The organism is Microbacterium sp. 2MCAF23, assembly GCF_052115565.1.
GTDB lineage: Bacteria > Actinomycetota > Actinomycetes > Actinomycetales > Microbacteriaceae > Microbacterium.
On sequence record NZ_JBFRGY010000002.1, the window covers coordinates 162,875 to 187,888 of the forward strand.

General features: G+C 68.9%; 23 protein-coding genes. 17 read left to right on the forward strand and 6 right to left on the reverse strand.

Translation table 11 applies throughout. The features are described 5' to 3' along the window. The first annotated feature begins 5 nt into the window (after positions 1-5). On the forward strand, positions 6-881 hold the full coding sequence (gene ftsY, locus AB4078_RS02240; protein WP_440731614.1) for a signal recognition particle-docking protein FtsY: 876 nt from the start codon (positions 6-8) through the stop codon (positions 879-881). Between the two features lie 80 nt (positions 882-961). After that, the gene (locus AB4078_RS02245) at positions 962-1,462 is read left to right on the forward strand and encodes a DUF2004 domain-containing protein (RefSeq protein ID WP_440731615.1); all 501 of its coding nucleotides are present in this window, start codon (positions 962-964) and stop codon (positions 1,460-1,462) included. A 97-nt stretch (positions 1,463-1,559) separates the two neighbouring features. Here AB4078_RS02245 and lipA read toward each other — a convergent pair whose 3' ends face one another. Together lipA and lipB are read right to left on the reverse strand one after the other, a co-directional pair. Beyond that, a complete protein-coding gene (lipA, locus tag AB4078_RS02250; RefSeq protein ID WP_440731616.1) occupies positions 1,560-2,549 on the reverse strand; it encodes a lipoyl synthase in 990 nt (329 codons plus the stop codon). Next, a complete protein-coding gene (lipB, locus tag AB4078_RS02255; protein WP_441975799.1) occupies positions 2,546-3,187 on the reverse strand; it encodes a lipoyl(octanoyl) transferase LipB in 642 nt (213 codons plus the stop codon). The genes lipA and lipB overlap by 4 nt, the downstream gene beginning before the upstream one ends. Positions 3,188-3,245: 58 nt before the next feature. On the opposite strand from lipB, the gene AB4078_RS02260 reads away from it, so the two are divergent. The 3 genes from AB4078_RS02260 to AB4078_RS02270 all read left to right on the forward strand — a co-directional run bounded on the left by AB4078_RS02260 (position 3,246) and on the right by AB4078_RS02270 (position 7,784). Continuing rightward, positions 3,246-3,860, forward strand: coding sequence for a TetR/AcrR family transcriptional regulator (locus tag AB4078_RS02260; RefSeq protein ID WP_441975800.1), 615 nt, complete (start codon positions 3,246-3,248; stop codon positions 3,858-3,860). 43 nt (positions 3,861-3,903) lie between these two features. Then, positions 3,904-5,454 carry a signal recognition particle protein gene (gene ffh, locus AB4078_RS02265; RefSeq protein WP_440731619.1) on the forward strand — a complete coding sequence of 517 codons (1,551 nt, stop codon included), beginning with the start codon at positions 3,904-3,906 and terminating at the stop codon, positions 5,452-5,454. Positions 5,455-5,681: 227 nt separating this feature from the next. Beyond that, positions 5,682-7,784, forward strand: coding sequence for an endo-beta-N-acetylglucosaminidase (locus AB4078_RS02270; RefSeq protein ID WP_441975801.1), 2,103 nt, complete (start codon positions 5,682-5,684; stop codon positions 7,782-7,784). A 75-nt stretch (positions 7,785-7,859) separates the two neighbouring features. On the opposite strand, the gene glpK is transcribed toward AB4078_RS02270, so the two are convergent. The 3 genes from glpK to AB4078_RS02285 form a co-directional block, all read right to left on the reverse strand. After that, positions 7,860-9,374 carry a glycerol kinase GlpK gene (gene glpK, locus AB4078_RS02275; protein WP_440731621.1) on the reverse strand — a complete coding sequence of 505 codons (1,515 nt, stop codon included), beginning with the start codon at positions 9,372-9,374 and terminating at the stop codon, positions 7,860-7,862. A 30-nt stretch (positions 9,375-9,404) separates the two neighbouring features. After that, positions 9,405-10,160 carry an MIP/aquaporin family protein gene (locus tag AB4078_RS02280; protein ID WP_440731622.1) on the reverse strand — a complete coding sequence of 252 codons (756 nt, stop codon included), beginning with the start codon at positions 10,158-10,160 and terminating at the stop codon, positions 9,405-9,407. Positions 10,161-10,246: 86 nt separating this feature from the next. After that, positions 10,247-11,956, reverse strand: a complete 1,710-nt coding sequence (locus AB4078_RS02285; protein ID WP_441975802.1) for an FAD-dependent oxidoreductase — start codon at positions 11,954-11,956, stop codon at positions 10,247-10,249. Between the two features lie 108 nt (positions 11,957-12,064). On the opposite strand from AB4078_RS02285, the gene AB4078_RS02290 reads away from it, so the two are divergent. Beyond that, positions 12,065-13,027 carry a sugar-binding transcriptional regulator gene (locus AB4078_RS02290; protein ID WP_440731624.1) on the forward strand — a complete coding sequence of 321 codons (963 nt, stop codon included), beginning with the start codon at positions 12,065-12,067 and terminating at the stop codon, positions 13,025-13,027. A 49-nt stretch (positions 13,028-13,076) separates the two neighbouring features. On the opposite strand, the gene AB4078_RS02295 is transcribed toward AB4078_RS02290, so the two are convergent. Beyond that, positions 13,077-14,216, reverse strand: a complete 1,140-nt coding sequence (locus AB4078_RS02295) for a glutamate--cysteine ligase (RefSeq protein ID WP_440731625.1) — start codon at positions 14,214-14,216, stop codon at positions 13,077-13,079. Positions 14,217-14,308: 92 nt separating this feature from the next. On the opposite strand from AB4078_RS02295, the gene AB4078_RS02300 reads away from it, so the two are divergent. The 11 genes from AB4078_RS02300 (at position 14,309) to AB4078_RS02350 (ending at position 25,013) form a co-directional block, all read left to right on the forward strand. After that, positions 14,309-14,971, forward strand: a complete 663-nt coding sequence (locus tag AB4078_RS02300) for a GntR family transcriptional regulator (protein ID WP_441975803.1) — start codon at positions 14,309-14,311, stop codon at positions 14,969-14,971. Positions 14,972-15,062: 91 nt separating this feature from the next. Beyond that, on the forward strand, positions 15,063-16,250 hold the full coding sequence (locus AB4078_RS02305) for a branched-chain amino acid ABC transporter substrate-binding protein (RefSeq protein ID WP_441975804.1): 1,188 nt from the start codon (positions 15,063-15,065) through the stop codon (positions 16,248-16,250). 73 nt (positions 16,251-16,323) lie between these two features. Then, positions 16,324-17,211 carry a branched-chain amino acid ABC transporter permease gene (locus tag AB4078_RS02310; RefSeq protein WP_440732423.1) on the forward strand — a complete coding sequence of 296 codons (888 nt, stop codon included), beginning with the start codon at positions 16,324-16,326 and terminating at the stop codon, positions 17,209-17,211. 1 nt (position 17,212) lies between these two features. Further along, the gene (locus AB4078_RS02315; RefSeq protein WP_441975805.1) at positions 17,213-18,406 is read left to right on the forward strand and encodes a branched-chain amino acid ABC transporter permease; all 1,194 of its coding nucleotides are present in this window, start codon (positions 17,213-17,215) and stop codon (positions 18,404-18,406) included. Then, complete coding sequence (locus tag AB4078_RS02320) at positions 18,403-19,323, forward strand: ABC transporter ATP-binding protein (protein ID WP_441975806.1); 921 nt, start codon at positions 18,403-18,405, stop codon at positions 19,321-19,323. The genes AB4078_RS02315 and AB4078_RS02320 overlap by 4 nt, the downstream gene beginning before the upstream one ends. Continuing rightward, positions 19,320-20,030: an ABC transporter ATP-binding protein gene (locus tag AB4078_RS02325; RefSeq protein ID WP_440731630.1), complete on the forward strand. Its 711-nt coding sequence runs from the start codon at positions 19,320-19,322 to the stop codon at positions 20,028-20,030. The genes AB4078_RS02320 and AB4078_RS02325 overlap by 4 nt, the downstream gene beginning before the upstream one ends. Before the next feature lie 2 nt (positions 20,031-20,032). Then, complete coding sequence (locus AB4078_RS02330; protein ID WP_441975807.1) at positions 20,033-21,253, forward strand: NAD(P)/FAD-dependent oxidoreductase; 1,221 nt, start codon at positions 20,033-20,035, stop codon at positions 21,251-21,253. After that, positions 21,250-21,495 carry a (2Fe-2S)-binding protein gene (locus AB4078_RS02335; protein WP_441975808.1) on the forward strand — a complete coding sequence of 82 codons (246 nt, stop codon included), beginning with the start codon at positions 21,250-21,252 and terminating at the stop codon, positions 21,493-21,495. Before AB4078_RS02330 ends, AB4078_RS02335 begins: the two co-directional genes overlap by 4 nt. Next, a complete protein-coding gene (locus AB4078_RS02340) occupies positions 21,492-22,850 on the forward strand; it encodes an FAD-dependent oxidoreductase (protein ID WP_441975809.1) in 1,359 nt (452 codons plus the stop codon). Before AB4078_RS02335 ends, AB4078_RS02340 begins: the two co-directional genes overlap by 4 nt. A gap of 173 nt (positions 22,851-23,023) precedes the next feature. Then, complete coding sequence (locus AB4078_RS02345; RefSeq protein WP_440731634.1) at positions 23,024-23,956, forward strand: dihydrodipicolinate synthase family protein; 933 nt, start codon at positions 23,024-23,026, stop codon at positions 23,954-23,956. 55 nt (positions 23,957-24,011) lie between these two features. Next, complete coding sequence (locus tag AB4078_RS02350) at positions 24,012-25,013, forward strand: proline racemase family protein (RefSeq protein WP_441975810.1); 1,002 nt, start codon at positions 24,012-24,014, stop codon at positions 25,011-25,013. The last annotated feature ends 1 nt before the right edge of the window (position 25,014 follow it).

The following is a 25,014-nucleotide window of genomic DNA, read 5'->3' on the forward strand; positions in this document are numbered from 1 at the left end:
GAGCCATGGCGGAGAAGTCCTGGTCCCTCGGTCGCGCATTGCGCGGCATGTTCGTCAAGCCCACGATCGACGAGGAGACCTGGGACGATCTTGAGACCGCGCTGCTGACCGCCGACTTCGGCCCGGACATCACCGAGCGACTGGTCGACGAGTTGCGCGCCAAGGTCGAGAAGTACCGCACCACGGATCCGAAGGATCTGCAGCGCATGCTGCGGGAGACGCTCGAGGAGCATTTCGCGAAGTTCGACACCACGCTCAAGCTCACGGAGCGGCCGGCGGTCGTGCTCGTCGTCGGCGTGAACGGCGTGGGCAAGACCACCACGATCGGCAAGTTCACGAAGTTCCTGCGGGGCTACCAGCGCTCGGTCGTCGTGGGCGCCGCCGACACCTTCCGAGCGGCGGCCGTCGAGCAGCTGGCCACCTGGGCGCAGCGCGCAGGCGCCGCGATCGTGCGACCGCAGCAGCACGGGCAGGATCCGGCTTCCGTCGCGTTCCAGACCGTGGACTACGCCAAGCGCGAGGGCACGGAGATCGTCATCATCGACACCGCGGGGCGGCTGCACACGAAGGGCGGGCTGATGGACGAGCTGTCCAAGATCCGCCGTGTCGTGGAGAAGCAGGCGCCGATCAGCGAGGTGCTGCTCGTGCTGGATGCGACGACGGGCCAGAACGGGGTCATGCAGGCGGAAGCCTTCCTCGAGCACGCCGGTGTCACAGGGCTCGTGCTCACCAAACTCGACGGCTCCGCGAAGGGTGGATTCGTGCTGGCGGTGCAGGAGCGCACAGGCATCCCGGTCAAGCTCCTCGGCCAGGGCGAGGGCATCGACGACCTCACCGGCTTCACCCCGCACGTGTTCGTGCAGGCGCTCGTCGGGTCCTGATTCCACGATGGCGAAGAACCTGTCGGCGGCACGCGCGCCACGGACTACCGCCCCGCGCACAAGGCTGGTTTTATAGCGGTATGGCGATCGAACACGACTTCTTCGGACTGCTGTCCTCGGGACCGGACGGATCGATCTTCTGGTCCGAGACGGTGGAGTTCGGCGACCATGCCCTCACCGTGGACCTGACCGCGCCCGATCAGGAGGATGTGTCCCCGGAGTCCCTCGACATCGCGGCCGCGTTCGTGTCGGGCCTGGAGGCGATCGACGACAAGGCCCGCCGCGGCATGCTCGCCGAGGTCGACGACCGCACCAGCGAGGTCACCGAGTACATCCTGCAGCAGCAGGAGGAGTACGGCGACGAGCTCACCGACTATCTCGTCGATGTGAGCGGCGACGCCGCCGTCGACATCATCCGCTCGCTCCGATTGATGAGCATGACGCTGCTGGTCGACGAGCACGGCGGGAGTGAGCCGTTCGCTGTGCTCGAATACGCCCTCGACGCGGACGGCGCGGACGACGTGCTGCTGGTGAACTTCGGATCCGACGGCTCGGTGCTGTCGGTGATGAGCGCCGACTGAGCCCGAGCGCCGGCCGGGCCGGTCGCCCTCCGAAGGGGGGAAGTACGGACCGCCGGACGGGAGTGGCCCCCCTGCTCCCCGCCCGGCGATCCGCGTCTCAGACGGCCTGCGCGAAGCCGAGGTCTGCGCTGGCGGCGATGTGAGCCAGGTGCGGCGGGATCTCGCGGCCCTTGGACACCATGGACTGCGCCCAGAGCCGTCCCGCGCGGTAGGACGAACGCACCAGCGGGCCGGCGAGCACGCCGAGGAAGCCGATCCGCTCCGCCTCCTCCTTGAAGGCGACGAACTCGTCGGGCTTCACCCACCGCGACACCGGAAGGTGGCGGGGAGTGGGGCGCAGGTACTGGGTGATCGTGATGATGTCGCAGCCGGCGTCATGCAGGTCCTGCAGCGCCTGTACGACCTCCTCCGGCTCCTCGCCCATGCCGAGGATCAGGTTCGACTTCGTGATGAGACCGGCCTCGTGTCCCTGCGTGATCACGTTGAGGGAGCGCTCGTACTTGAACGCCGGGCGGATCCGCTTGAAGATGCGCGGCACCGTCTCGACGTTGTGCGCGAACACCTCGGGACGCGCGTCGAAGATCTGCCCGAGGAAGGCCGGATCCGCGTTGTGCTCGTTCGCCAGCAGCTCGACACCGGTGTTCGGGTTGAGTTCGTGAATCTTGCGCACCGTCTCGGCGTTGAGCCACGCGCCCGTGTCGGGCAGATCATCGCGGGCGACACTCGTGACCGTGGCGTAGCGCAGACCCATCTGCTGTACGCTCTCGGCCACGCGGCGCGGCTCGTCGGTGTCGTAATCGGCGGGCTTGCCGGTGTCGATCTGGCAGAAGTCGCAGCGGCGTGTGCATTGCGAGCCGCCGATGAGGAAGGTGGCCTCCTTGTCCTCCCAGCACTCGAAGATGTTGGGGCAGCCGGCCTCCTGGCACACGGTGTGCAGGCCCTCGTCCTTCACGAGCGAGTGCAGGGCCTTGTACTCCGGCCCCATCCTCGCCTTGGTCTTGATCCACTCCGGCTTGCGCTCGATCGGGGTCTCCGCGTTGCGGATCTCCAGGCGCAACAGCTTGCGGCCCTCTGGAGCGGCGCTCATGCTGCCACCTCCGTCGCATACTCCGCAGCGAACGCCATGGCGACCGCGTCGGCGATGTCCGCCGGCGGGATCTCCCGCCCCACCACCTCGCTGACCGTGGTGACGCCGGCATCGGTGATGCCGCACGGGATGATGCCGCGGAAGCCCGCGAGCGTGTTGTCGCAGTTGATTGCGAAGCCGTGCATGGTCACGCCCTGCTGCACGCGCACGCCGATCGCCGCCACCTTGTCCTCACTGAGCGGCCGGCGCACCCACACGCCGCTGCGACCATCGACCTGGTATCCGTCCACGCCGAGCGGGCGCAGCACGTCGATGAGCAGGCGCTCCAGGCGGCGGACGTGGGCGACCACGTCCATGGGCTCCGGCAGGCGGACGATCGGATAGCCCACCAGCTGGCCGGGGCCGTGCCAGGTGATCTTGCCGCCGCGGTCGACATCGACCACGGGAGTGCCGTCCTGAGGTCGCTCCTGGGGCTCGGTGCGCTTGCCGGCCGTGTAGACGGCCTCGTGCTCGAGCAGCAGCAGCGTGTCGGGGCGGGTGCCGGCGACGACCTCGGCATGGATCCGGCGCTGCAGATCCCAGCCGTCGAGGTAGGGGACGAACGCGGGGGCGAGGCCCACCGTCTGGATGTCGAGCATGACCGATCCTTCTGATCGAGTTGTTGTATGCGGTTCAATAATAGGGGTGAATGGTCGGATGAGCGCATCGCGATACGGTGTGGTGGTGACCACCCCTGCCCGCGGCGTCGGCCGCCCCCGGGTCTCCTCACGCGAGACGATCGCCGAGGCGGCCTGCGAGCTGTTCCTGGAGTCCGGGTACGAGGGGACCTCGATCGCCGGCATCGCACAGCGCGCAGGCGTGAGCCGGTCGAGCTTCTTCAACTACTTCTCCTCGAAGAGCGATGTGCTCTGGTCGGGTTTCGACGAGCGCCTCGACCGGGCCGTCGCGGCGCTCGCGGAGCCGGATGCGGGAGCGGACTCGGCCCGGATCGAGACGATCCTGACCGCGATCCTGCAGGGTCTCGAGCCGGATCCGCTGGCGCTCGCGTTCGGCAACGCACAGGCCATGGGTCTCGGCGATGAGCTGCAGCGCGAATCCGCGCTGCGTCAGGGCCGGCTCGCCGCCGCGCTCTCCGAAGCCGCGCGTGGTGCCGGCGTCGAGCGGATCCGCGCCGACGTGCTCGGCGCCGCCTACGCGGTCGTCGTGCTGTCGTCTCTGCGCGTCTGGGCAGAGGGTGGCGCGGGCCACGGATCGCCGCTCGCGCAGCTGCAGCACGCGCTGCCGCGCATCGCCGACCTGCACTGGGGCTGACGCGCCGCGGACGGGGGATCCGCTCGCGTAGAATCGGAGCACCATGGCTACATTTGGCACGCTCTCCGATCGGCTGACCGAGACCTTCCGCAACCTGCGCACGAAGGGCAAGCTGTCCGCCGCCGATGTCGACGGCACCGTCCGCGAGATCCGTCGCGCTCTGCTCGACGCCGACGTCGCGCTTCCCGTCGTGAAGGACTTCACGGCCAAGGTGCGCGAGCGGGCGCTGGGCGACGAGGTCAACAAGGCGCTGAACCCCGCGCAGCAGGTGGTGCAGATCGTCAATGAGGAGCTCATCGCGATCCTCGGCGGTCAGCAGCGCCGTCTCGAGTTCGCGAAGAACCCGCCGACTGTGATCATGCTCGCCGGCCTCCAGGGATCCGGAAAGACCACGTTCGCCGGAAAGCTCGCCAAGCAGCTGCAGGGCGAGGGGCACACGCCATTGCTCGTCGCCGCCGACCTGCAGCGTCCGAACGCGGTGACCCAGCTCACCGTCGTCGCGGAGCAGGCGGGCGCCACCATCTACGCCCCGGAGCCCGGCAACGGCGTCGGCGACCCCGTGCGCGTGTCGCGCGACGGCGTCGAGCACGCACGCCGCCAGCAGCACGACATCGTCATCATCGACACCGCCGGACGCCTCGGCGTCGACGCCGAGCTCATGAAGCAGGCCGCCGACATCCGCGCCGCGGTGAACCCCGACGAGGTGCTGTTCGTCATCGACGCGATGATCGGTCAGGATGCGGTCAACACCGCCAAGGCGTTCCAGGACGGCGTGGACTTCACCGGCGTCGTGCTCTCCAAGCTCGATGGCGATGCCCGCGGTGGTGCCGCGCTTTCGGTCGCCTCGATCACGGGCCGGCCGATCATGTTCGCGTCGACGGGCGAGGGTCTCGACGACCTCGAGCCGTTCCATCCCGACCGCATGGCGAGCCGGATTCTCGACCTCGGCGACATCCTCACCCTCATCGAGCAGGCTCAGAGTGCGTTCGATGAAGCTGAAGCGCTCAAGGTCGCTGAGAAGCTTGCGACCGAGACCTTCACGCTCGAGGACTTCCTCGAGCAGATGCAGCAGCTCAAGAAGATGGGCTCGATGAAGAAGATGCTCGGGATGCTCCCGGGCATGGGCCAGATGAAGCAGCAGCTCGAGGACTTCGACGAGCGCGAGATCGACCGCACCGAGGCGATCATCCGCTCCATGACGCCGGGGGAGCGCCGCAACCCCAAGGTCCTCAACGGCTCCCGGCGCCTGCGCATCGCGCGCGGTTCGGGCATGACCGTGACCGACGTGAACCAGCTCGTGCAGCGGTTCGAGCAGGCCGCGAAGATGATGAAGACCGTCGCCCGCGGAGGCACCCCGAACATCCCCGGCATGGGCCCGGTGCCCGGCATGGGGCGCCCCGGCGCCTCTTCGAAGCGCGGCAAGAAGGGCAAGGGATCCGGATCCCGCTCCGGCAACCCGGCCAAGCGCGCGGCAGAGAACGCGGGCATCGCCACCGGCGAAGCCGGGACCGGATCGGGATTCGGTCTGGGTGGCCGGCCGGCGCCGAGCGAGGCCGACATGGCTGAGATCCAGAAGCTCTTCGGCAAGAACTGACGTCGACGCTCGCGGGCGCCGTGGCCGATGCGGCCCGGCGCCCGCGGCGTGTCCGGCGACGGCGGCGGATACCCAGAACCTCGCATCGTTGTGCGCCGCGACCACCGACGCGCCGGATTCGAGCTTCGCATCCGAACACTAAAGCGTTATAGCCTGGACGCGGCTTCGCGTCTCCAGTGACGGGACGCGGATCCGCCACGCAACGGAGCGCAACCTGGAGGGTGCATATGGCTGACCTGAACCGCAGAACATTCCTGACCGTCGGAGGTGTCGGGCTGGCAGCGCTGCTCGCCGGGGCGCCGGGGATCGCCCACGCGGCGGCGCGTCCGGCCGCGGGAACCGATGCCGCCGCACCTGTGCCGGCATCCGGGGGAACGCCGCCCGGGCCCTATACGTTCGGCTGGGCCGCTGATGATCTGCTCGCCTTCGACCCCGGCACGACGCCGTGGGCGCGGCACCTGCGCTGTCTGATCCCACGGGCCACGCGCATCGCGCCCTTCGCCGCCACGCAGGCGCATCCGGATCTCGACCCCGCCGTGCAGCTGTCCACGCTCACGATCGACGACGCGGGGAGCATCTACGAGGGCCACAACCAGGCGATCGGCCTGGAGGCGCAGGTGTACACCCAGCGGTACTGGTCGTACATCGACATCTGGGGCACCTGGCACGGACAGGTCAAGGGGCCGGCACCCATCGAGATGATCGATGGGCAGCGTGCCCCCGGACGTCCGTACGGCGTGATCGACATCCCGAATCCCGGCTGGACCGAGGCCGCGCATAAGAACGGCGCGCGCTCCATCGGTGGCTGGTTCTGGCCGCGCCCCGTCGACTTCGACGCATTCCTCGTGCAGTCCGGCGACGGATCCTTCCCCGTCGCGGACAAGATGATCGAGATCCGGAAATACTTCGGATTCGACGGCCTGTTCCTCAATCAGGAGGGCAGCGTCAGCGCGGCGCAGATCAAGAAGTTCCAGGACTTCCTGCGTTACCTCAAGCGCGCGGATCCCGATTTCTATCTGCAGGGCTATGACTCGGCGGACTTCGACAGCGGCGAGGTCAGTTATGAGAACAGGCTGAGCGAGAACAACCTGCGCTGGCTGGGCACGCCGGACGCGCCCATCTACGATTCCCTGTTCATGAACTACTGGTGGCAGGCGACCACCGGCGGCGCAGACCGCGATCTCAGCAAGAGCGCCGCATCAGCCGTCGCCGCGGGCTACGACCCTCGCATGGTGGGCTTCGCCGGCGTCGAACACCAGAAGGGCGGGTTCCGGCCCGAAGAGGACTTCGGCAGCGTGGCGGGCCCGGGTCGTCCTGCGCCGACCTCGGTCGCGCTCTTCGTGGACTCCCAGATCTGGCTGAACGGATCGTGGGACGGCACCACGTCCACCGCGGAGGGGCGCGCGACGTACCGCGACTTGGAGCAGCGGTTCTGGTCCGGCCCGACAGGGAACCCGGGGACGTCCGGACGGCTCGAGCCCCGCACGCCCCCGTATCGCACTGACACCCTCGACTACCGGCAGTGGGATGGCATCGCGCACTGGATCACGGAGCGTTCGCCGTACGGCAGCCTGCCGATCGCCACCGACTTCAACGCGGGCGTCGGATCCGCATTCTTCCTCGACGGAACGAAGGTGCGTGACGGCGGCTGGGACAACATGGGCTGCGCGGATCGGGCGCTGACCTGGCAGTACTGGACCGAGGGTGACCTCGTCGTCACGCTGGACGAGTCGGCCAGCTACGGCAGCGGGCACAGCCTCGCTCTGCGCGGCGGGGGCGTGATCCACCTGTTCAAGACCGACCTGACGGCCGCGAAGGCGATGTCGGTCGACGTCCGCGCGCAGGGGCTGCAGACCATCGACATCGGGATCACGTGGCAGGATGCACCGTCCGAGATCGACTGGCAGTCGCTGGCGAAATCGGCGTCCGCGGACTGGGACGGCTGGACCGGCGGGATCGAGATGCACGGGAGACGCGTCGCGCGGATCTCGCTGCGCACCAGTGGCGATGGCCGTCTCGGACGCGTGTCGCTGCGGGAGGCCGGCAAACCGCTGAAGCCATCGACGCCGACCGGCTTCCAGGTCGCCGACGCGGGGGATGCCGGAGACGGGCGACGGCATCTGAGCTTCGCCTGGGACCTCCAGGCCGATGCCGTCGGCTACGACGTGCTGCAGATCGGGGACGGCGGCACCACCTGGCTGGGCCGGGTGCACCGCGACGTGTTCTTCGCCGAGGCTGTGGATCTCGCCGGAGGGCGGCAGTTCCAGCTCGTCGCATTCGGCGGCGACCTGCACCGCAGCGCTCCCGTGAAGGCCGGGTTGACCCCCTGATCCATCCCGTTTGGGACATGAGAAGGGCGGGCCCGGAGGATCGTTCCTCCGGGCCCGCCTTCTTCGTGCGTCAGATCACTTCACGTCGTCGTCGACCCAGTCCATCGACTTGGTGACGGCCTTGCGCCACAGCCGCAGCTGGCGGTCGCGCTCCGCGGCATCCATGCTCGGCTCCCAGCGACGGTCCTCCTGCCAGTTGGCGGAGAGGTCGTCCAGGCCGCTCCAGAACCCGACCGCGAGGCCGGCCGCATAGGCGGCGCCCAGCGCGGTCGTCTCGGCGACCACGGGGCGGACCACCGGGACGCCCAGCACGTCGGCCTGGAACTGCATGAGCGCGTCATTCGCGACCATGCCGCCGTCGACCTTGAGCTCGGTGAGGTCCACTCCGGCGTCGGCGTTGACCGCGTCGAGCACGTCGCGGGTCTGGAACGCCACCGCCTCGAGCGCGGCGCGCGCGATGTGGTTCTTGTTCGCGTAGCGGGTCAGACCCACGATCGCGCCACGGGCATCCGGACGCCAGTACGGCGCGAACAGACCCGAGAACGCCGGCACGATGTACACGCCGCCGTTGTCCTCGACCTGGCGGGCCAGCTCCTCCACCTCGGGGGCGGAGTCGATGATCCCGAGCTGGTCGCGCAGCCACTGGATGAGGGATCCGGTGACCGCGATCGAGCCCTCCAGCGCGTAGTGCGTCGGGCCGTCGCCGAGCTTGTAGCCGACGGTCGTGAGCAGCCCGTTCTTCGAATGGACGATCTCCTCGCCCGTGTTGAAGATCAGGAAGCAGCCCGTGCCGTAGGTGTTCTTGCTCTCACCGGTGTTGAACGCCGCCTGGCCGAACGTCGCCGCCTGCTGGTCGCCCAGAATGCCGGCGATCGGGGTCTCCCGCAGCAGCGAGGATCCCTCCGCGGCCCCGTAGACCTCGGAAGAGGAGCGGATCGACGGCATCATCGACTTCGGCACGCCGAAGGCCTCGAGGATGTCGTCGCGCCACTGCAGCGTCTCCAGGTCCATGAACATGGTCCGAGAGGCGTTGGTGACGTCGGTGGCGTGCACGCCGCCGTTGACGCCGCCGGTGAGGTTCCAGAGCACCCAGCTGTCGGTGGTGCCGAACAGCAGGTCGCCCGCCTCCGCCTTGGCGCGCGCGCCCTCGACGTTCTCGAGGATCCAGGCGATCTTCGTGCCGGAGAAGTAGGTCGCCAGCGGCAGGCCGACGATCTGCTTGAACCGCTCGACGCCGCCGTCGGCAGCCAGACGGTCGACGATGGGCTGGGTACGCGTGTCCTGCCAGACGATCGCGTTGTACACGGGCTTGCCCGTGGTCTTGTCCCATACCACGGCGGTCTCGCGCTGGTTGGTGATGCCGACCGCGGCGATGTCGTGGCGGGTCAGGTGCGCACGCGTCAGAGCGAGGCCGATGACCTCCTGGACGTTGGCCCAGATCTCCGACGCGTCGTGCTCGACCCAGCCGGCCTGCGGCAGGATCTGCTCATGCTCCTTCTGACCGGTGGCGATGATGCTGCCCTTGCGGTCGAAGATGATGGCGCGGCTCGAGGTCGTGCCCTGGTCGATGGCGATGACGTAATCAGCCATGTGCAGTTCTCCTTTGAATAGCGGTTCGGGTTACTTCGCGAGGTGCAGGAGCACCGGAGCGAGGAGAGCGGCGATGGTACCGCCGATGAGCGGGCCGACCACCGGAACCCACGAGTACGCCCAGTCGCTCGAGCCCTTGCCCTTGATCGGCAGGATCGCGTGAGCGATGCGCGGGCCGAGGTCACGAGCCGGGTTGATCGCGTAGCCGGTCGGGCCACCGAGCGAAGCGCCGATCGAGACGACGAGCAGGGCGACGGGCAGCGCCGTCAGCGGGCCGAGGCCTCCCGGCGTGCCGACCTTGACGTCGCCGTAGTCGGCGAACGCGAAGATCACGAACACCAGGACGAACGTGCCGATGATCTCGGTGACGAGATTCCAGCCGTAGGAGCGGATCGCAGGGCCCGTCGAGAAGACGCCGAGCTTGTTCGCCGGGTCGGGCTCCTCATCGAAGTGCTGCTTGTACGCCAGCCAGCACAGCACGGCACCGATGATCGCACCGAGCAGTTCCGCGCCCGCGGCGACGGCGAACTGAGCGAACGAGATCTTGTTCGCGACCAGAAGTCCGATGCCGACGGCCGGATTCAGGATGGCTCCGGAGTAGGCGGAGACGAGCACGCCGGCGAAGACCGCCAGGCCCCATCCCCAGTTCACCATCAGGAAGCCGCCGCCCAGACCCTTGTTCTTCGCCAGGGCGACGTTGGCGACGACACCGCATCCGAGGAGGATCAGCATCGCCGTTCCGACGAGTTCGGACAGGAAATAGAGCCCCATATTCACTTCAGGCATGTCTCCATTGACCTTTCGCAGAGCATCGGCCCCTCTGCCGATGCGGTGTTCGAGTAGACGCCGAGGAGGGCGGCGGCGGAACCCCGTTACCCGCGCGTGCGGGCGACGAGGGACAGTCCGTGCCGGGTGTTCAGCAGTTCCCGGGTCAGTTCGATCTCGTGGGCAGCGCGTGCGCGGTCCCAGCCCTGCAGCGGCGCGAGCGCCTCGGCGACCTCTTCGAGGATCTCCTCGGTGACGTCGCCGGTGAACGCCAGGCTGGTGCGGCGCAGGATGACATCCTCGAGGCGCACGGTCAGCTCGTTCTGCACCATCCATTCGAGTTCGCGCGTCGAGAGCTGCCCACCGGCAAGCGGGGCGTCCGGGCCCTGTTCGACGAATGTCCACACCTCGGCGGCGCGGGTGCCGTAGCGCTTCAGCAGCTGCTCGGCACGCTCGCCGGCGCCGGGCAGGTTCTTCGCGATCCAGGCGACGCGCGCCGCGTTGTCCTGCGGGTAGTCCTTGCCGCCACCGATCGCCCGACCCAGGGTCGATACGACGCGCGTGCGACCCAGCAGCTCCAGGATCCGGTCGGAGAGCGACTCGCCGAGGGCGCGGAACGTGGTCCACTTGCCGCCGACCAGGCTGAGATGCGGGACGGCGCGGCTGTTGTCGACCTCCACGCGGTAGTCGCGCGAGACGAATCCGGGTGCGGTGTCCTCGTGACGGGGGAGGGGACGGATCCCACTGAAGCGATACACGATCTGATCGCGGTTCACGTCGATCGTCGGGAAGACGTGGTGCACGAGATCGAAGAAGTAGTCGATCTCCTCCTCGGTGCACAGCGGCACCTCGCGGGGGTCGGCGTCGATGTCGGTGGTGCCGACCATCACCTTGCCCTTGAGGGGGTAGATCAGCACGATGCGGCCGTCGGAGTGCTCGAAGAAGATCTCGCGGCCTCTGGTCGCGGCGTGCAGCTCGGGGTTGTCCAGAACGATGTGCGACCCCTTGGTGCCGCCCATGAAGCGGGTCAGCTCGCCCATGGCCTCGTTCGTGAGGTCGGTCCACGGGCCCGAGGTGTTCACGACGACGTCCGCGGCAATCGGGAACTCGGTCCCGCTCTCGCGGTCGCGCACGAGCACCGCGTCCCCTTCGTGTCCGATGGCCTCGACATAGTTCAGCGCCACTGCACCGGGGTGCGCCGCGCGACCGTCCTGCAGCACGTCCAGCGCGAGGCGCTCGGGGTCGTGCATGGAGGCGTCGTAGTAGGTCGCGGTGTACTTGATCTTCGGGTCCATCGAGGGGAGCTCGGCGAGCGACTTCTTGCGGCCGAGGAACTTGTGCCGCGGGACCATGCCGCCGTCGCGCGAGAAGGTGTCGTAGATGGTCAGGCCCATCTTGATGAGGAAGGCGCCGCGCTCCTGCGGCTTTCCGGACTTGTGCGTGAGGAACCGCAGCGGCGCGGACAGGATCCCCGAGAAGGTCGAGTAGATCGGGATCGTCGTCTCGAGTGGCTTGACGTAGTGCGGGGCGATCTTGAGAAGGCCGTTGCGTTCGGTGACCGACTCCTTGACGAGGCGGAACTCGCCGTTCTCGAGGTAGCGGATGCCGCCGTGGATCATGTGGCTCGAGGCGGAGGACGCTCCCGAGGCGAAGTCGCCGCGCTCGACGAGGACCACGTCGACTCCCTGCAGAGCGAGGTCGCGGAAGGTGGAGATCCCGTTGATCCCGCCGCCGATCACCAGCACGGTGGTACGGCCCGCTTCGCGGACGCGAGTCACCTCGGGGCGTTCTGCGGCGTTGTGGACGTGGTCGGTCATCTTCGTCTCCTTCCGGATTTCTCACAGCATTCCCCCAGCCGCCCGTATGGTCAAGCGCCGTGCACGAATGTGCAAGAATCGGTCGAATCGATACGCGAAGGGCTCGAAATGGTTGAACGGAAGCGCCAGTCGAAGGCGGTCGCGGCCCTCACCGCAGCCCGGCTCTACTACCTCCAGGACAAGACGATGGATGTCATCGCCGACGAACTCGGGACCTCCCGTTCCTCGGTGTCCCGCCTGCTGAGCTATGCACGTGAAGTGGGGCTCGTCGACATCCGCATCAACTCTCCCCTCGAACATGCGGGGGAGCTCGAGCAGCAGCTGCACGACCGTCTGCACGTGACCGCGCACGTCGTGCCGATGCCGGAGAGCGTGACCGAGGTGGAGCGTCTCGAACGCGTGGCGCTGACCGCGGGCCGCCTGCTCACGCAGATCATCGACTCGAACATGGTGGTCGGGCTCGCCTGGGGTTCGACGATCAGCGCGGTCAGCCGCGACCTCGGGCAGAAGGAGACCCGCGGCACGACCATCGTCCAGCTGAACGGCGCCGGGAACACGCTGACCAGCGGCGTGGAGTACTCGAGCGAGATCCTGCAGCGCTTCGGTTCCGCCTTCGGCGCTCAGGTGCAGCAGTTCCCCGTGCCCGCCTTCTTCGACGACCCCCGCACACGGGAGGCGATGTGGCGCGAACGCAGCACGCTGCGGGTGCTGGATCTGCAGGCGAAAATGGACCTCGCCGTGTTCAGCGTGGGTTCGCCGAGCGCCGAAGTGCCCAGCCGGGTCTATGTGGGTGGCTATCTGGGCCGGGACGACTATCGGAGCCTGCGCGAGGATCGAGCGATCGGCGACGTGGCGACGGTGTTCTTCCGTGCCGACGGCACCTGGAAGGACATCGCGGTGAACGCCCGTGCGACCGGGCCCGGTCTGGACCGACTGCGCCGCGTCGCGCGGCGATTCTGCGTCGTGGCGGGGGCGCAGAAGCTGCCGTCGCTGCAGGCGGCGATCGGGGCGCGGCTGGTCACCGACGTGGTGCTCGATGAGGGGCTCGCGCGCCAGCTCGTGGAGGGCTGACCTTTCGAGAGCCGCGGCATCGCCGTCGGAGAACCCGGGCTCGTCCCGCTCAGAGCGTCTCGGGGCCCGAGCGGAACTCGCGGATGAGGTGCTCGACGACCTCGTGCAGATCGCCGCCGGTCGCGTCGGCCACGGCGACCTGGCGCTCATAGCTCGCGCCGCCGTGCAGGATGTCGGCGACCCCGCCGAACTGCGCCGAGCACTGCAGATCCGCCGCCACCGGCGCGAGCCGTTCCAGCTCCTCGGTCAGATGCTCCCGCACCGAGCGCTGCGCACCGTCGGCCGACACGATGAGCTCGGCATCGAGTCCGTAGCGGGCCGCACGCCACTTGTTCTCGCGGTGGAACCACGGCGCGAGCGGAGTCAGCGTCCGTCCCTCGTCGAGATCACGGGAGAACGACTCCACCAGCACCTGGGTGAGGGCGGCGACCGCGGCGAGCTCGTGCAGGGTCGACATGCCGTCGCAGGCGCGCACCTCGATCGTGCCCCAGCGCGGTGCGGGGCGGATGTCCCAGCGCACCTCGGTGGCATCGGACATCACCCCGGTGCGCACCATGTCGTCGAGGTAGCCCTCGTAGGCCGCCCAGTCCGGGAGCGGCCAGGGCAGGCCCGCCGTCGGCAGCTGCTGGAACACGAGGGCGCGGTTCGAGGCATAGCCGGTGCGCTCTCCGGCCCAGAACGGGCTCGAGGCGGCGAGCGCCTGCAGATGCGGCAGATACGAGGTGAGTGCGCCGATGATCGGCAGCACCTTGTCGCGGTCTTCGACCCCGACGTGCACATGGATGCCCCAGATCATCATGTTGCGGCCCCACCACTGCGTCTTCTCGATGAGCGAGTGATAGCGCGTCTTGTCGGTGACCTGTTGGTCGTACCACTGCGCGAAGGGGTGGCTGCCTGCGGAGAGCAGCTCGATGCCGGCCGGATCTGTCGCGGCGCGGACGGCCGCGATCGCGGCGGCGATGTCGGCCACGGCGGCGGAGACGGTGGATCCGATGCCGCTCGTGACCTCGATCGTGTTGGTCAGCAGCTCGCCGGTGACGGTGTGCCGCTCGTCCGCGCTCGCCCCCTCCAGATCGCGCAGCAGCTCGGGAGCACGCCCGACCAGATCACCGGTGGCCGGATCGGCGAGCATGAGCTCCCACTCCAGTCCGACCGTGGAACGCGGCGAGGTGGCGAACTCGATCGGCATGGGGCCTCGATTCGGTGCAGGAGGTCGTCGGCCAATGATGGCATGCACGGCGCTAGCATGTGCCGTATGACGTTTTGCGACGGGTGCCGCGCATGAGTGCCGGCTCCATTCTCGTTCCTGCGGAGAGTCTGCGCGAGCAGGTGGAGCGCATGATCGGGGCGCGGATCGTGTCGGGGGAGACGCCCCCAGGAGAGGTGCTGACGGTGCCCACCCTGGCCGGCGATTTCGGGGTGAGTGCCACCCCCGTGCGCGAGGCGATGCTGAATCTCGCGCGGCGCGGCTTCCTCCGGCCCATCCGCAACCGCGGCTTCCAAGTCACCGAAGTCTCCGCCGACGAGCTGAACCAGCTCACCGACGTGCGTCTGCTGCTGGAGGCACCGCCGATGCGGCGCGTCGCCGGGGCGATCGACGAGGCGCTCGAGAAGGAGCTCCGCGAGCTCGCGGAGCGCATCGTGGCGGCGGGACAGGAACGCCGCTTCGAGGAGTACCTCGAGGCCGACACGACCTTCCACCTGCGCATCCTCGCGGTCACGGGAAACCAGAAACTCGTCGACACCGTGCGTGAACTCCGTCAGCAGACCCGCCTGGTGGGGCTCGTGCGATTGGCCGACTCCGACACCCTCATGCCCACCGCGCGAGAGCACGCGGAGCTCGTCGATCTGCTCGTCGCCGGAGACGGCGACGGTGCGGAGGCGCTCATGCGCCGGCACCTGGGCCACGTCGGCGGTGTGTGGAGCGGGCGCGAGGAGAACTGAGCCAGGACCCCCTTCCGCTGAGCCTTCCGCATGAGTAATGTGTCACATGGTATTCACCACGAATGCAATGTCGCATCCAGGAGGTCCTCACATGCACACCCGAACCACACGCGCCCTGCGCGCACTTTCCGTCGTCGTCGCAGCGGGCGCTCTGCTCGCCACCGCCGGCTGCTCCGGAGGTCTCGCGAGCGGCGGCGACAGCGGATCCGGAGGCGGATCCGGACCGATCAAGCTCGGCATGCTCGCGCCGTTCTCGGGCAGCGAGTCGGCGTTCGGCAACTACATGAAGAACGGCGCGCAGCTCGCCATCGACGAGATCAACGCGGACGGCGGCATCGACGGGCGCAAGCTGCAGCTCGAGGTGCAGGACGACGCGTGCGATGCGACCACCGCGGTCGCCGCCGCGAACAAGCTCGTCACCGACGGCGTCGTCGCCTCGGTCGGCGGGTACTGCTCGGGCGCCACGCTGCCGACCCTGCCGATCTTCAACGAGGCGAAGATCCCGACGGTGATCCCGGCGGCGAACTCCAACGAGCTCGTGAAGCAGAAGCTCCCCGGCGTGTTCCTCATCAACGGCACGGGCACCCAGCAGGCCGCGTCGGCGGTGAAGTACGCGCAGAAGTCTGGAGCGAAGACCGTCGCGGCGATCAACGATGCGACCGCCTACTCGAAGGATCTCGCCGATTCGTTCGCGCAGCAGGCGAAGGACGCGGGCCTCACGGTCGACTTCAATGCGGTGATCACGCCCGGTGAGAACGACTACTCCGCCGTGGCGACCCAGCTCTCCGGCGCCAAGCCCGACCTCGTGTACTGGACCGGGTACTACCAGGAGGGTGGTCTGATCGCCCGTCAGTCCAAGGACGCCGGCTTCAGCGGGTCCTTCCTCGTCGGCGACGGATCGGTGGACGCGAAGTTCGCCGAGATCGCGGGCAAGGGTTACACCGAGAACGTGCTCGGCACCTTCACCCAGACGCCCGACATGCTCAAGGGCGCCGAGAAGTGGATCGCCGACTACAAGAAGCTCGCAGGAGCCGACCCCGGTCCGTACTCGACCCAGTCCTACGACGCGGTCAAGGTGGTCGCCGAGGCGATGAAGACGGCCAAGGGCACGAAGTTCGACGGTGTGGTCAAGGCGCTCGAGGGACTCAAGGACTTCAAGACGCTCGCAGGTCCGCTCACGTTCATGCCCGACCACACCCGGTCGGGCGGCGGCTTCGTGATCGTCTCGATCGATCCGTCCTCCGGCCAGTTCGTCCTCAAGGACAACCTCCAGGGCTGAGCCGACCGCGGGGGCGATCTTCGCGGATCGCCCCCGTACGGCCTTCGCTCACCCCGGAAAGGACATCCTCGTGATGCAACTCATCTGGAACGGCCTCATCGTCGGCTCGTTCTACGCCCTCGTCGCGCTCGGATACAGCATGGTTTACGGGATCATCAAGCTGCTCAACTTCGCGCACGGTGACATCTACATGCTCGGCGCGTTCGCCGGCTTCGCGACGCTCTCGGCCTTCGGGATCTCGAATGAGAGCTCGATCCCGCTGCTGCTGGTGATCCTGCTGCTGTCCATGGTGACCACCGGCCTCATCGGCGTCGGCATCGAGCGGATCGCCTATCGTCCGCTGCGCAAGAGCCCACGGCTCGCCGTGCTGATCACCGCGATCGGCGTCTCGTTCACCCTGGAGTACGCCGTGCGGCAGATCTTCGGGCCGAACCCCGAGGCGTTCCCGGTGCGGCTGGAGTCCGCCGGCTTCGACTTCCTCGGCATGCGGATCACCCCGGCGCAGATCGTGCTGGTCATCATCGCCGCGGGCCTGATGCTCGTGCTCGCGCACATCGTCGAGCGCACCCGTCAGGGCAGGGCGATGCGCGCGATCGCGCTGGATCCGCAGGGCGCGCAGCTCATGGGCATCAACGTGAACCGCGTGATCGCGACAGTGTTCTTCATCGGATCCGCCCTCGCCGGAGCCGCCGGCGTGATGGCCGGTGCCTACTACGGCTCGATCGACTTCCTGATGGGATTCATCATCGGTCTGAAGGCGTTCACCGCGGCGGTCATCGGCGGCATCGGCAACCTCTACGGCGCGATGCTTGGCGGACTGCTGCTGGGCCTGCTGGAGTCGTTCGGATCCGCATGGTTCGGCGGCGAATGGCGCGACGTGTTCTCGTTCGCGTTCCTCATCCTTTTCCTCACCTTCAAACCGACGGGGCTGCTCGGCGCCCGCGTCGTCGAGAGGATGTGACATGTCCGGCACCGCAACCCCAGGCTCCGTGACCTCGGCGCTGCGCGACGGGAAGCTGCGCGCGCCCTCGCCGCTGTTCGACCGTCCGTCCGCGCCCCGCGGCGTGCTCTCCTCGCAGCAGGGTTTCCTGCGCGCCCTCGGCGGGGTGTGCATCGTGCTCCTCGCCGTGCTCCCGTTCATCGATGCCTCGCGGTACACGATGTCGATCGCGACCAGCGCGCTGATCTACGTGATGCTCTGCATGGGGCTCAACGTCGTCGTCGGCTACGCGGGTCTGCTGGACCTGGGCTACATCGCCTTCTTCGCAGTCGGCGCCTACGTCTCGGGCATCCTCACCACCGTGGTCGGGCTTCCCATGTGGATGGCTCTTCCGGCGACGATCCTGTGCTGCATGGTGGCCGGCGTCATCATCGGCGCACCGACGCTGCGTCTGCGCAGCGACTACCTCGCCATCGTCACACTCGGCTTCGGCGAGATCATCCGGATCACGGCCAACAATCTGAAGATCACCGGCGGCCCTTCCGGCATCCACGGCATCCCGACGTGGAGCTTCGGCGGCTGGAGCTTCGCCGACGGCCTCACGATCGGCGGACTCGTCTTCCCGCAGCGGGTGCTCTTCTACTACTTCGTCGCGGCGATCGTCGTGCTCGTCGGCGTGATCGGCGCGGGCCGGCTCGCCAAAGGCAAGATGGGGCGCGCCTGGAAGGCGGTCCGCGACGATGAGGACGCCGCCGAGGCGATGGGGATCAACACCTACCTCGCGAAGATCTCCGCCTACATCATCGGCGCGGTGTGGGCCGGTGTGGCGGGGCAGCTCATGGCGACGCACCTCAGCGCGATCAGCCCGAACAGCTTCCAGTTCCTCTACTCGGCGCTGATCCTGATGGCGGTCGTCCTGGGCGGCATGGGTTCCACCCCCGGTGTGATCATCGGTGCGCTGTTCGTCTCGCTCGCCCCGGAATTGCTGCGCGACTTCTCAGAATGGCGCTTCCTCATCTTCGGCCTGCTGCTCGTCGTGGTGATGCTGTTCCGCCCGGCGGGGCTCTGGCCCTCCACGGCGATCCTGCCGTGGCTGAAGAAGCGGAGACCCGTGCCGCCGCCCACCCAGGGCTTCCTGTCGCCGGTGCCGGTCGACGAGGATGAGACGCCGATCGAGGCGGAGGACGCGACGGCGGAAGAGGGTGAGACGCGATGAGCGCGCTGCTGGAGGTCTCGGACCTGCGACTGCAGTTCGGCGGTGTGAAGGCCGTCGACGGATTGAGCTTCTCCGTGCAGGAAGGCGAGATCCTCGCCGTCATCGGGCCGAACGGAGCGGGGAAGACGAGCGCGTTCAACTGCATCTCGGGGTTCTATCTGCCCACGTCCGGATCCGTCGTGTTCGACGGCAACGACATCGTGCGCCAGGCGCCGGGTTTCTTGCGGAAGCTGCGCCTGGTGGACCTGCTGCAGAGCTTCGGCCTCTACCGGGTGCTGCCGTCGCGGGTGACGAAGTGGGGGATGGCGCGCACGTTCCAGAACCTGCGGCTGTTCCGCGAGCTCAGCGTGCTGGACAACGTCAAGACCGCCATGCACGCGAACCTGCGCGAGGGCTTCTGGGTGACCTTCCTGCACACTCCCGGCTACCGCCGTGCCGAGCTCGCCTGTGCCGAGGCGGCGCGCGGCTGGCTGGACTTCGTCGGCTTCACGGACGACGAGAACCTCTACGTGACGCAGCTGCCGTACGGCGAGCAGCGCCGCGTGGAGATCGCACGGGCGCTGGCCACGAGTCCGAAGCTGCTGCTGCTGGACGAGCCGGCGGCGGGTCTGAACTTCAGTGAGAAGCAGGCGCTCATGCAGCTCATCCGGCGCATCCGGGACCTCGGCGTCGCGGTGGTGCTGATCGAGCATGACATGGGGCTGATCATGGAGCTCGCCGAGCGCATCGTTGTGCTCAACTACGGCAAGGAGATCGCCGTCGGAACGCCGGAGCAGATCAAGCACGACCCGATCGTGATCGAGGCGTACCTCGGTGTCGAGGACGAGCCGCTGGACGCCACGAAGCTGCAGACCGGCACGGTGGACCTGTCCCTGCTCGAAGGCGACGGCACGACGAAGAAGGGGAAGCGCTCATGAGCTCGCTCACAGTCCAGGCGGCAGACGTCTACTACGGCCGCGTCCACGCGCTGCGAGAGCTCAGCTTCGACGTGCACGAGGGCGAGATCGTCTGCCTGCTCGGCAACAACGGCGCCGGCAAGTCGACCACGATGAACATGCTCTCCGGGCTCGTACGGCCCAAGAGCGGCACGGTGCGCTGGGGCGACATGGACCTCGCCACCGCGAAGCCGTGGGACATCGTGGCCGCGGGACTCGTGCACGTGCCGGAAGGACGGCGGATCTTCTCCACGATGACGGTGCACGAGAACCTGCTGCTCGGCGGCTACACCGTGCGGGACCAGAAGCTGATCGCCCAGCGCGTCGATCAGGTGTACGCGCTCATGCCGAGACTGGCTGAGCGCCGCAAGCAGCAGGGCGGCACGCTCTCCGGCGGCGAGCAGCAGATGGTGGCGATCGGGCGCGCGATCATCGGAGGTCCGAAGCTGCTGCTGCTGGACGAGCCATCCATGGGGCTCGCGCCGCTCGTCGTGAAGCAGGTCATGGAGACGATCCAGGCGGTGAATGCGCACGGCACGACCGTGCTGCTCGTCGAGCAGAACGCGCGCGCTGCGCTGCGGATCGCGGACCGCGCCTACGTGGTGGAGACCGGTCGGGCGACGCTCTCCGGCTCGGCCGCGGAGCTGGCCGCCGACGCGCGCGTGGTCGACGCGTACCTCGGCGGCTGAGGATGAGGGTCGTCGTGATCGGCGCCGGGGCGATCGGCGCGGCGTGCGCACTCGCCCTGACCGAAGCGGGCGCCGAAGTGATCGTCATCGATCGCAGCGGTGTCGCGGGGGAGACCTCGAGCCGGTGCGAGGGGAACATCCTCGTCTCCGACAAGGAACCGGGACCGGAGGCCGATCTCGCGATCGAGGCGAACCGCGCCTGGCGCGCCCTGGCCGCGCGCCTCGACGCGGATCGCGTTCCCGGTCAGCCCGCGACCGAGTTCGAGGCGAAGGGCGGCATCGTCGTCGCCTTCCCCGGGGGCGCCGACGCGCTGAGGTCCTTCGCGGTCTCGCAGCACGGCATCGGCATCCGCGCCGAAGCGCTCGAGGAGGTAGCCGTGCGCGCCGCCGAGCCGCACCTGAGCCCGGAGATCGCTCTCGGCGTGCACTACCCCGACGATGCGCAGGTGCAGCCGAGCCTCGCCACGCAGGCGATGCTCGCCCGGGCGGTGCACCTCGGCGCGCGGCTGATCGTGGAAGAGGTCGTCGCGGGCGTCGTCGTGGCGGGACGTGCGACGGGGGTGCGCACGGCGGGCGGGCTGGTCGAGGCCGACGCCGTGGTCGACTGCGCTGGCCCCTGGGCGGGAGAGACGGCGGCGCTGTTCGGCAGCGTGCTGGACATCCGGCCGCGCCGCGGCACGATCCTCGTCACGGCGGCGATGCCGCAGCGGGTGTTCCACAAGGTCTACGACGCCGACTACGTGAGTGCAGTCGGATCCGGCGACGCCGCGTTGCAGACATCGACCGTGGTCGAGTCCACGCCGTCCGGCACCGTGCTGATCGGATCCAGCCGGGAGCGCGTCGGCTTCTCGGGCGACGGCCTGCTCGCGCCGCTGTCCGAGATCGCCGCCAAGGCGACGCGGTTGTTCCCGTTCCTGCGCGACACCATGCTGTTGCGCACCTACTACGGTTTCCGCCCGTACGCGCCGGATCATCTGCCGGCGATCGGCGCCGATGCCACCATCGCCGGACTCTTCCACGCGGCGGGGCACGAGGGGGCGGGCATCGGACTCGCGCCGACCACGGGCGCACTCATCGCGCACGCCGTGCTGGGTACTCCGGCGCCGTTGGATCCCACGCCGTTCCTGCCCTCGCGGGCGAGCCTGCAGGGCTCCGACGGGCGGGGCCAGGGCGGCGTCGAGAGACGCAGTACGGGCGCACCAGGAAAGGAGGCCGCCGCGTGAGCGTGCAGATCATCGTGGACGGCGCGGCCGTGGAAGGGCGGGACGGGCAGACCATCGCCGGTGTGCTTCTGGGCGCCGGCCGGCGCACATGGCGCACGGCGGCGGGAGAGAAGCGGGGCATCTTCTGTGGCATGGGCATCTGCCAGGACTGCGTCGTCACGGTCAACGGCGTGGAGGGCGTCCGCGCCTGTCAGCGCGCGGCGTGCGACGGCGATGTCGTCGAGCGGGAGGGACGGGCATGAGCGCGCGACGCGTGGTGGTCATCGGTGCGGGGCCGGCGGGGCTGGCTGCGGCCGCGGCCGCGGTCGAGGCCGGTGCCGCGGTCACGGTCCTGGACGAGGGGGAGCGCATCGGCGGACAGTTCTGGCGGCACCACCCCGGGATCACGGATCCGCACCTTCAGCACCAGACCGAGCGGTTCGGATCGCTGCAGGAGCAGCTCGAGGGCGCGCGCGTGCTCGCCTCCGCGTCGGTGTGGCGCATCGAACCGGGAGCTCCCCTGCGCGTGCACGCGCTCATCGGACCCGCGGACGCCGCCCAGCGCCGCGGTGAGACGGTCCTGGCCGACGCCCTGGTGATCGCCACCGGTGCGCACGACCGCGTGCTGCCGGTGCCCGGCTGGACGCTTCCCGGCGTGACCTCGGCCGGCGCCGCACAGGCGCTCGCGAAGCGCGACGGGGTGCGGCTCGGCACGCGCACGGTCCTCGGCGGGGCGGGCCCGTTCCTGCTCCCCGTCGCGCAGAGCATCGGCCACGTCGGAGGGGAGGTGGCCGAGGTCGTGGAGGCGGCGAGCGTCACGGCCGTCGCGCGAGGCTGGGGGCGGCGCCCGTGGGAGCTCGCCGCCGCGACCGCCAAGGCCGGGGAGCTCGCCTCGTATCTCGGCTCGCTCGCGGCGCACCGCACGCCGTACCGCTTCGGCGCGGCGGTCACGCGCATCCACGGCGGCACAGCCGTGGAAGCGGCGACCGTGCAGCGCATCGACCGGGACTGGCGCCCGATCCCGGGCAGCGAGCGCACGATCGAATGCGATTCCGTCGCGCTCGGCCACGGCTTCACCCCCCGGCTCGAGGCAGCGATCCAGGCAGGATGCGAGATCGGATCCGACCGATTCGTGCGCGTCGGGTCCCAGCAGGACACGAGCGTCGAAAACGTCTACGCCGCGGGGGAGATCACCGGCATCGGCGGGGCCGACGCGGCGCTCGCCGAGGGGGCGGTGGCAGGTCTCGCCGCGGCCGGGGTCGCCCCAGCGGACATCCGATACCGTGCGCCGCTGGCCGCGCGCCGTCGCATGCGCGCCTTCGCCGCCCGGCTTCAGACGCATCGGATCGGATCCGGCTGGACCGCCTGGCTGGACGCGGAGACCATCGTATGCCGCTGCGAATCGGTGCGCCGGCGGACGCTCGACGAGTATGCCGACGTCTCATCGCGAGGGATGCGGCTCGCCACGCGTGCAGGTCTCGGCGCATGCCAGGGGCGCACCTGCGGCCGCAGTGTCGAGGACATCGCGGGCGCGCTGGTCGGCTACGACCGCCGTCCTGTGCTGTCCTCGGTGCGGATCGGCGAGCTCGCCGCGACCCGGTCGGACCTCGCGGACTGAACCACATGGAGGATCTTGTCCACTCCTTGTAGTGGGTGATATGTTACATACTACTGCGACGAGGATGTCGCAACACGTTCCGGAGCGGTCCGCGACCAGCGGACGAGCAGCGCACGGACCACCGACGAGAGCCCGGCCACGGCGGCCGGGCACAGGAGAGAATGGACATCGCAATGACTGAGCAGACCATGGACCTCGGCGGCGTCGTCGTCGCGACGACCCTCGCGTTCACCGAGGACTCCTCGGCGCCCGCAGGCCTCGCCGTCGACTACGACAAGTTCGGCGAGCACGTCGACTTCCTGATGTCCAACGGCTGCCGCGGTGTCGGTCCGAACGGCTCGCTCGGCGAGTACTCCTCGCTCACCGACGAGGAGCGCCGCAAGGTCATCCAGGTCGCTGTCGAGGCCGTGGACGGCCGTGGCATCGTCATCGCAGGCGTGCACGGCGTGGGCAGCCACCAGGCGCGGAAGTGGGCCGAGCTGGCTCGCGAGGACGGTGCGGACGGCGTGCTGCTGCTGCCGCCGACCATCTACCGCGCCAACGAGGGCGAGGTCATCGCGCACTACGAGGAGGTCGCGAAGGCCGGTCTGCCGATCATGGCCTACAACAACCCCTTCGACACCAAGGTCGACCTGGTGCCGGCGCTCGTGGCGAAGCTCGCCCAGATCCCAGAGGTCGTGGCCATCAAGGAGTTCTCCGGCGATGTGCGCCGCGTCTACGAGATCAAGGAACTCTGCGACATCGACATCATCGCGGGGGCCGACGATGTGCTCTTCGAGCTCATGGTGAACGGCGCCGTCGGCTGGTTCGCCGGCTACCCGAACGCGTTCCCGCGCGAGGCGGTCGAGCTCTACAACCTCTGCGCCGACGGCAAATGGCACGAGGCCAAGGCCCTGTACGAGCAGCTCGTCGCCGTGTTCCGCTGGGACTCGCGCACCGAGTTCGTGCAGGCGATCAAACTCTCCATGGACATCTGCGGCAATTCCTACGGCGGCCCCACCCGTCCGCCGCGCGGCCCGCTGAGCGCCGAGCAGCGCGCACAGGTCACCGCCGATACCGAGCGCGCCCTGGCTGCCCTCGCCGCGCGCTCGGCGGTCGTCGCCTGATGCGCACGCCGTCCGTGCTCCGGCGTCTGCACGCCCGGCCCGCCGGAGTCCGCTGATGCGCGCGCGCCGGGTGCTGCAGGCCGTCGACTCGCACACGGAGGGCATGCCGACCCGCGTCGTCACGGGCGGTGTGGGCCGGATCCCCGGCGCGACGATGAACGACCGCCGCCTGTACGCGATGGAGCACCTCGACGGGCTGCGCGGCTTCCTCATGAACGAGCCGCGCGGGCACGCCTCGATGTCGGGCGCGCTCCTGCAGCCGCCGGCGCGCGACGACGCCGACTGGGGTGTGGTGTTCATCGAGGCATCCGGATTCCTGCCGATGTGCGGGCACGGCACGATCGGAGTGGCCACCGTGCTGGTGGAGACCGGCATGGTCGAGGTCGCGGAGCCGGTGACCGAGATCCGGCTGGACGTTCCGGCGGGGCTCGTGATCGCGCGTGTCTCGGTCGAGGACGGACGCGCCGTGAACGTCACGATCGAGAACGTGCCCAGCTTCGTGGACCGTCTCGACGAGAGGATCCAGGTTCCCGGGATCGGCGAGATCACCTACTCGGTCGCGTTCGGCGGCAACTTCTACGCACTCGTCGACCTCGACGAGGTCGGGCTGCCGTTCGATCGCGCTCGGCAGGGCGACATCGTCCGCGCCGGCCTGCAGATCATGGACGCGATCAACACGCAGGCCCCACCCGCGCACCCGCTGCTGGAGGGTGCGAACCACGTGCACCACGTGGAATTCATCGCGCCAGGATCCGACGCTGTCCGCTCGCGTCACGCCATGGCCATCCACCCCGGCTGGTTCGACCGGTCGCCCTGCGGCACCGGGACGAGCGCCCGCATGGCCGAGCTGCACGCTCGCGGTGAGCTCGCACTGGACACGCCGTTCGTGAACGAGTCGTTCATCGGCACGGAGTTCGTCGGCCGGCTGGTCGGCGAGACGAGCGTGGGCGACAGGCCCGCCGTGATCCCCACGATCACCGGCCGAGCCTGGGTGACCGGGCTCGGCCAGTACATCCTCGACGGGGACGACCCGTTCCCCGAGGGCTTCGTCTTCTAGG

Coding starts and splice junctions, on each gene's coding strand:
- ftsY (WP_440731614.1), top strand. CDS start 6: ATGGCGGAGAAGTCCTGGTCCCTCGGTCGCGCATTGCGCGGCATGTTC.
- AB4078_RS02245 (WP_440731615.1), top strand. CDS start 962: ATGGCGATCGAACACGACTTCTTCGGACTGCTGTCCTCGGGACCGGAC.
- lipA (WP_440731616.1), bottom strand. CDS start 2,549: ATGAGCGCCGCTCCAGAGGGCCGCAAGCTGTTGCGCCTGGAGATCCGC.
- lipB (WP_441975799.1), bottom strand. CDS start 3,187: ATGCTCGACATCCAGACGGTGGGCCTCGCCCCCGCGTTCGTCCCCTAC.
- AB4078_RS02260 (WP_441975800.1), top strand. CDS start 3,246: ATGAGCGCATCGCGATACGGTGTGGTGGTGACCACCCCTGCCCGCGGC.
- ffh (WP_440731619.1), top strand. CDS start 3,904: ATGGCTACATTTGGCACGCTCTCCGATCGGCTGACCGAGACCTTCCGC.
- AB4078_RS02270 (WP_441975801.1), top strand. CDS start 5,682: ATGGCTGACCTGAACCGCAGAACATTCCTGACCGTCGGAGGTGTCGGG.
- glpK (WP_440731621.1), bottom strand. CDS start 9,374: ATGGCTGATTACGTCATCGCCATCGACCAGGGCACGACCTCGAGCCGC.
- AB4078_RS02280 (WP_440731622.1), bottom strand. CDS start 10,160: ATGCCTGAAGTGAATATGGGGCTCTATTTCCTGTCCGAACTCGTCGGA.
- AB4078_RS02285 (WP_441975802.1), bottom strand. CDS start 11,956: ATGACCGACCACGTCCACAACGCCGCAGAACGCCCCGAGGTGACTCGC.
- AB4078_RS02290 (WP_440731624.1), top strand. CDS start 12,065: ATGGTTGAACGGAAGCGCCAGTCGAAGGCGGTCGCGGCCCTCACCGCA.
- AB4078_RS02295 (WP_440731625.1), bottom strand. CDS start 14,216: ATGCCGATCGAGTTCGCCACCTCGCCGCGTTCCACGGTCGGACTGGAG.
- AB4078_RS02300 (WP_441975803.1), top strand. CDS start 14,309: ATGAGTGCCGGCTCCATTCTCGTTCCTGCGGAGAGTCTGCGCGAGCAG.
- AB4078_RS02305 (WP_441975804.1), top strand. CDS start 15,063: ATGCACACCCGAACCACACGCGCCCTGCGCGCACTTTCCGTCGTCGTC.
- AB4078_RS02310 (WP_440732423.1), top strand. CDS start 16,324: ATGCAACTCATCTGGAACGGCCTCATCGTCGGCTCGTTCTACGCCCTC.
- AB4078_RS02315 (WP_441975805.1), top strand. CDS start 17,213: ATGTCCGGCACCGCAACCCCAGGCTCCGTGACCTCGGCGCTGCGCGAC.
- AB4078_RS02320 (WP_441975806.1), top strand. CDS start 18,403: ATGAGCGCGCTGCTGGAGGTCTCGGACCTGCGACTGCAGTTCGGCGGT.
- AB4078_RS02325 (WP_440731630.1), top strand. CDS start 19,320: ATGAGCTCGCTCACAGTCCAGGCGGCAGACGTCTACTACGGCCGCGTC.
- AB4078_RS02330 (WP_441975807.1), top strand. CDS start 20,033: ATGAGGGTCGTCGTGATCGGCGCCGGGGCGATCGGCGCGGCGTGCGCA.
- AB4078_RS02340 (WP_441975809.1), top strand. CDS start 21,492: ATGAGCGCGCGACGCGTGGTGGTCATCGGTGCGGGGCCGGCGGGGCTG.
- AB4078_RS02345 (WP_440731634.1), top strand. CDS start 23,024: ATGACTGAGCAGACCATGGACCTCGGCGGCGTCGTCGTCGCGACGACC.
- AB4078_RS02350 (WP_441975810.1), top strand. CDS start 24,012: ATGCGCGCGCGCCGGGTGCTGCAGGCCGTCGACTCGCACACGGAGGGC.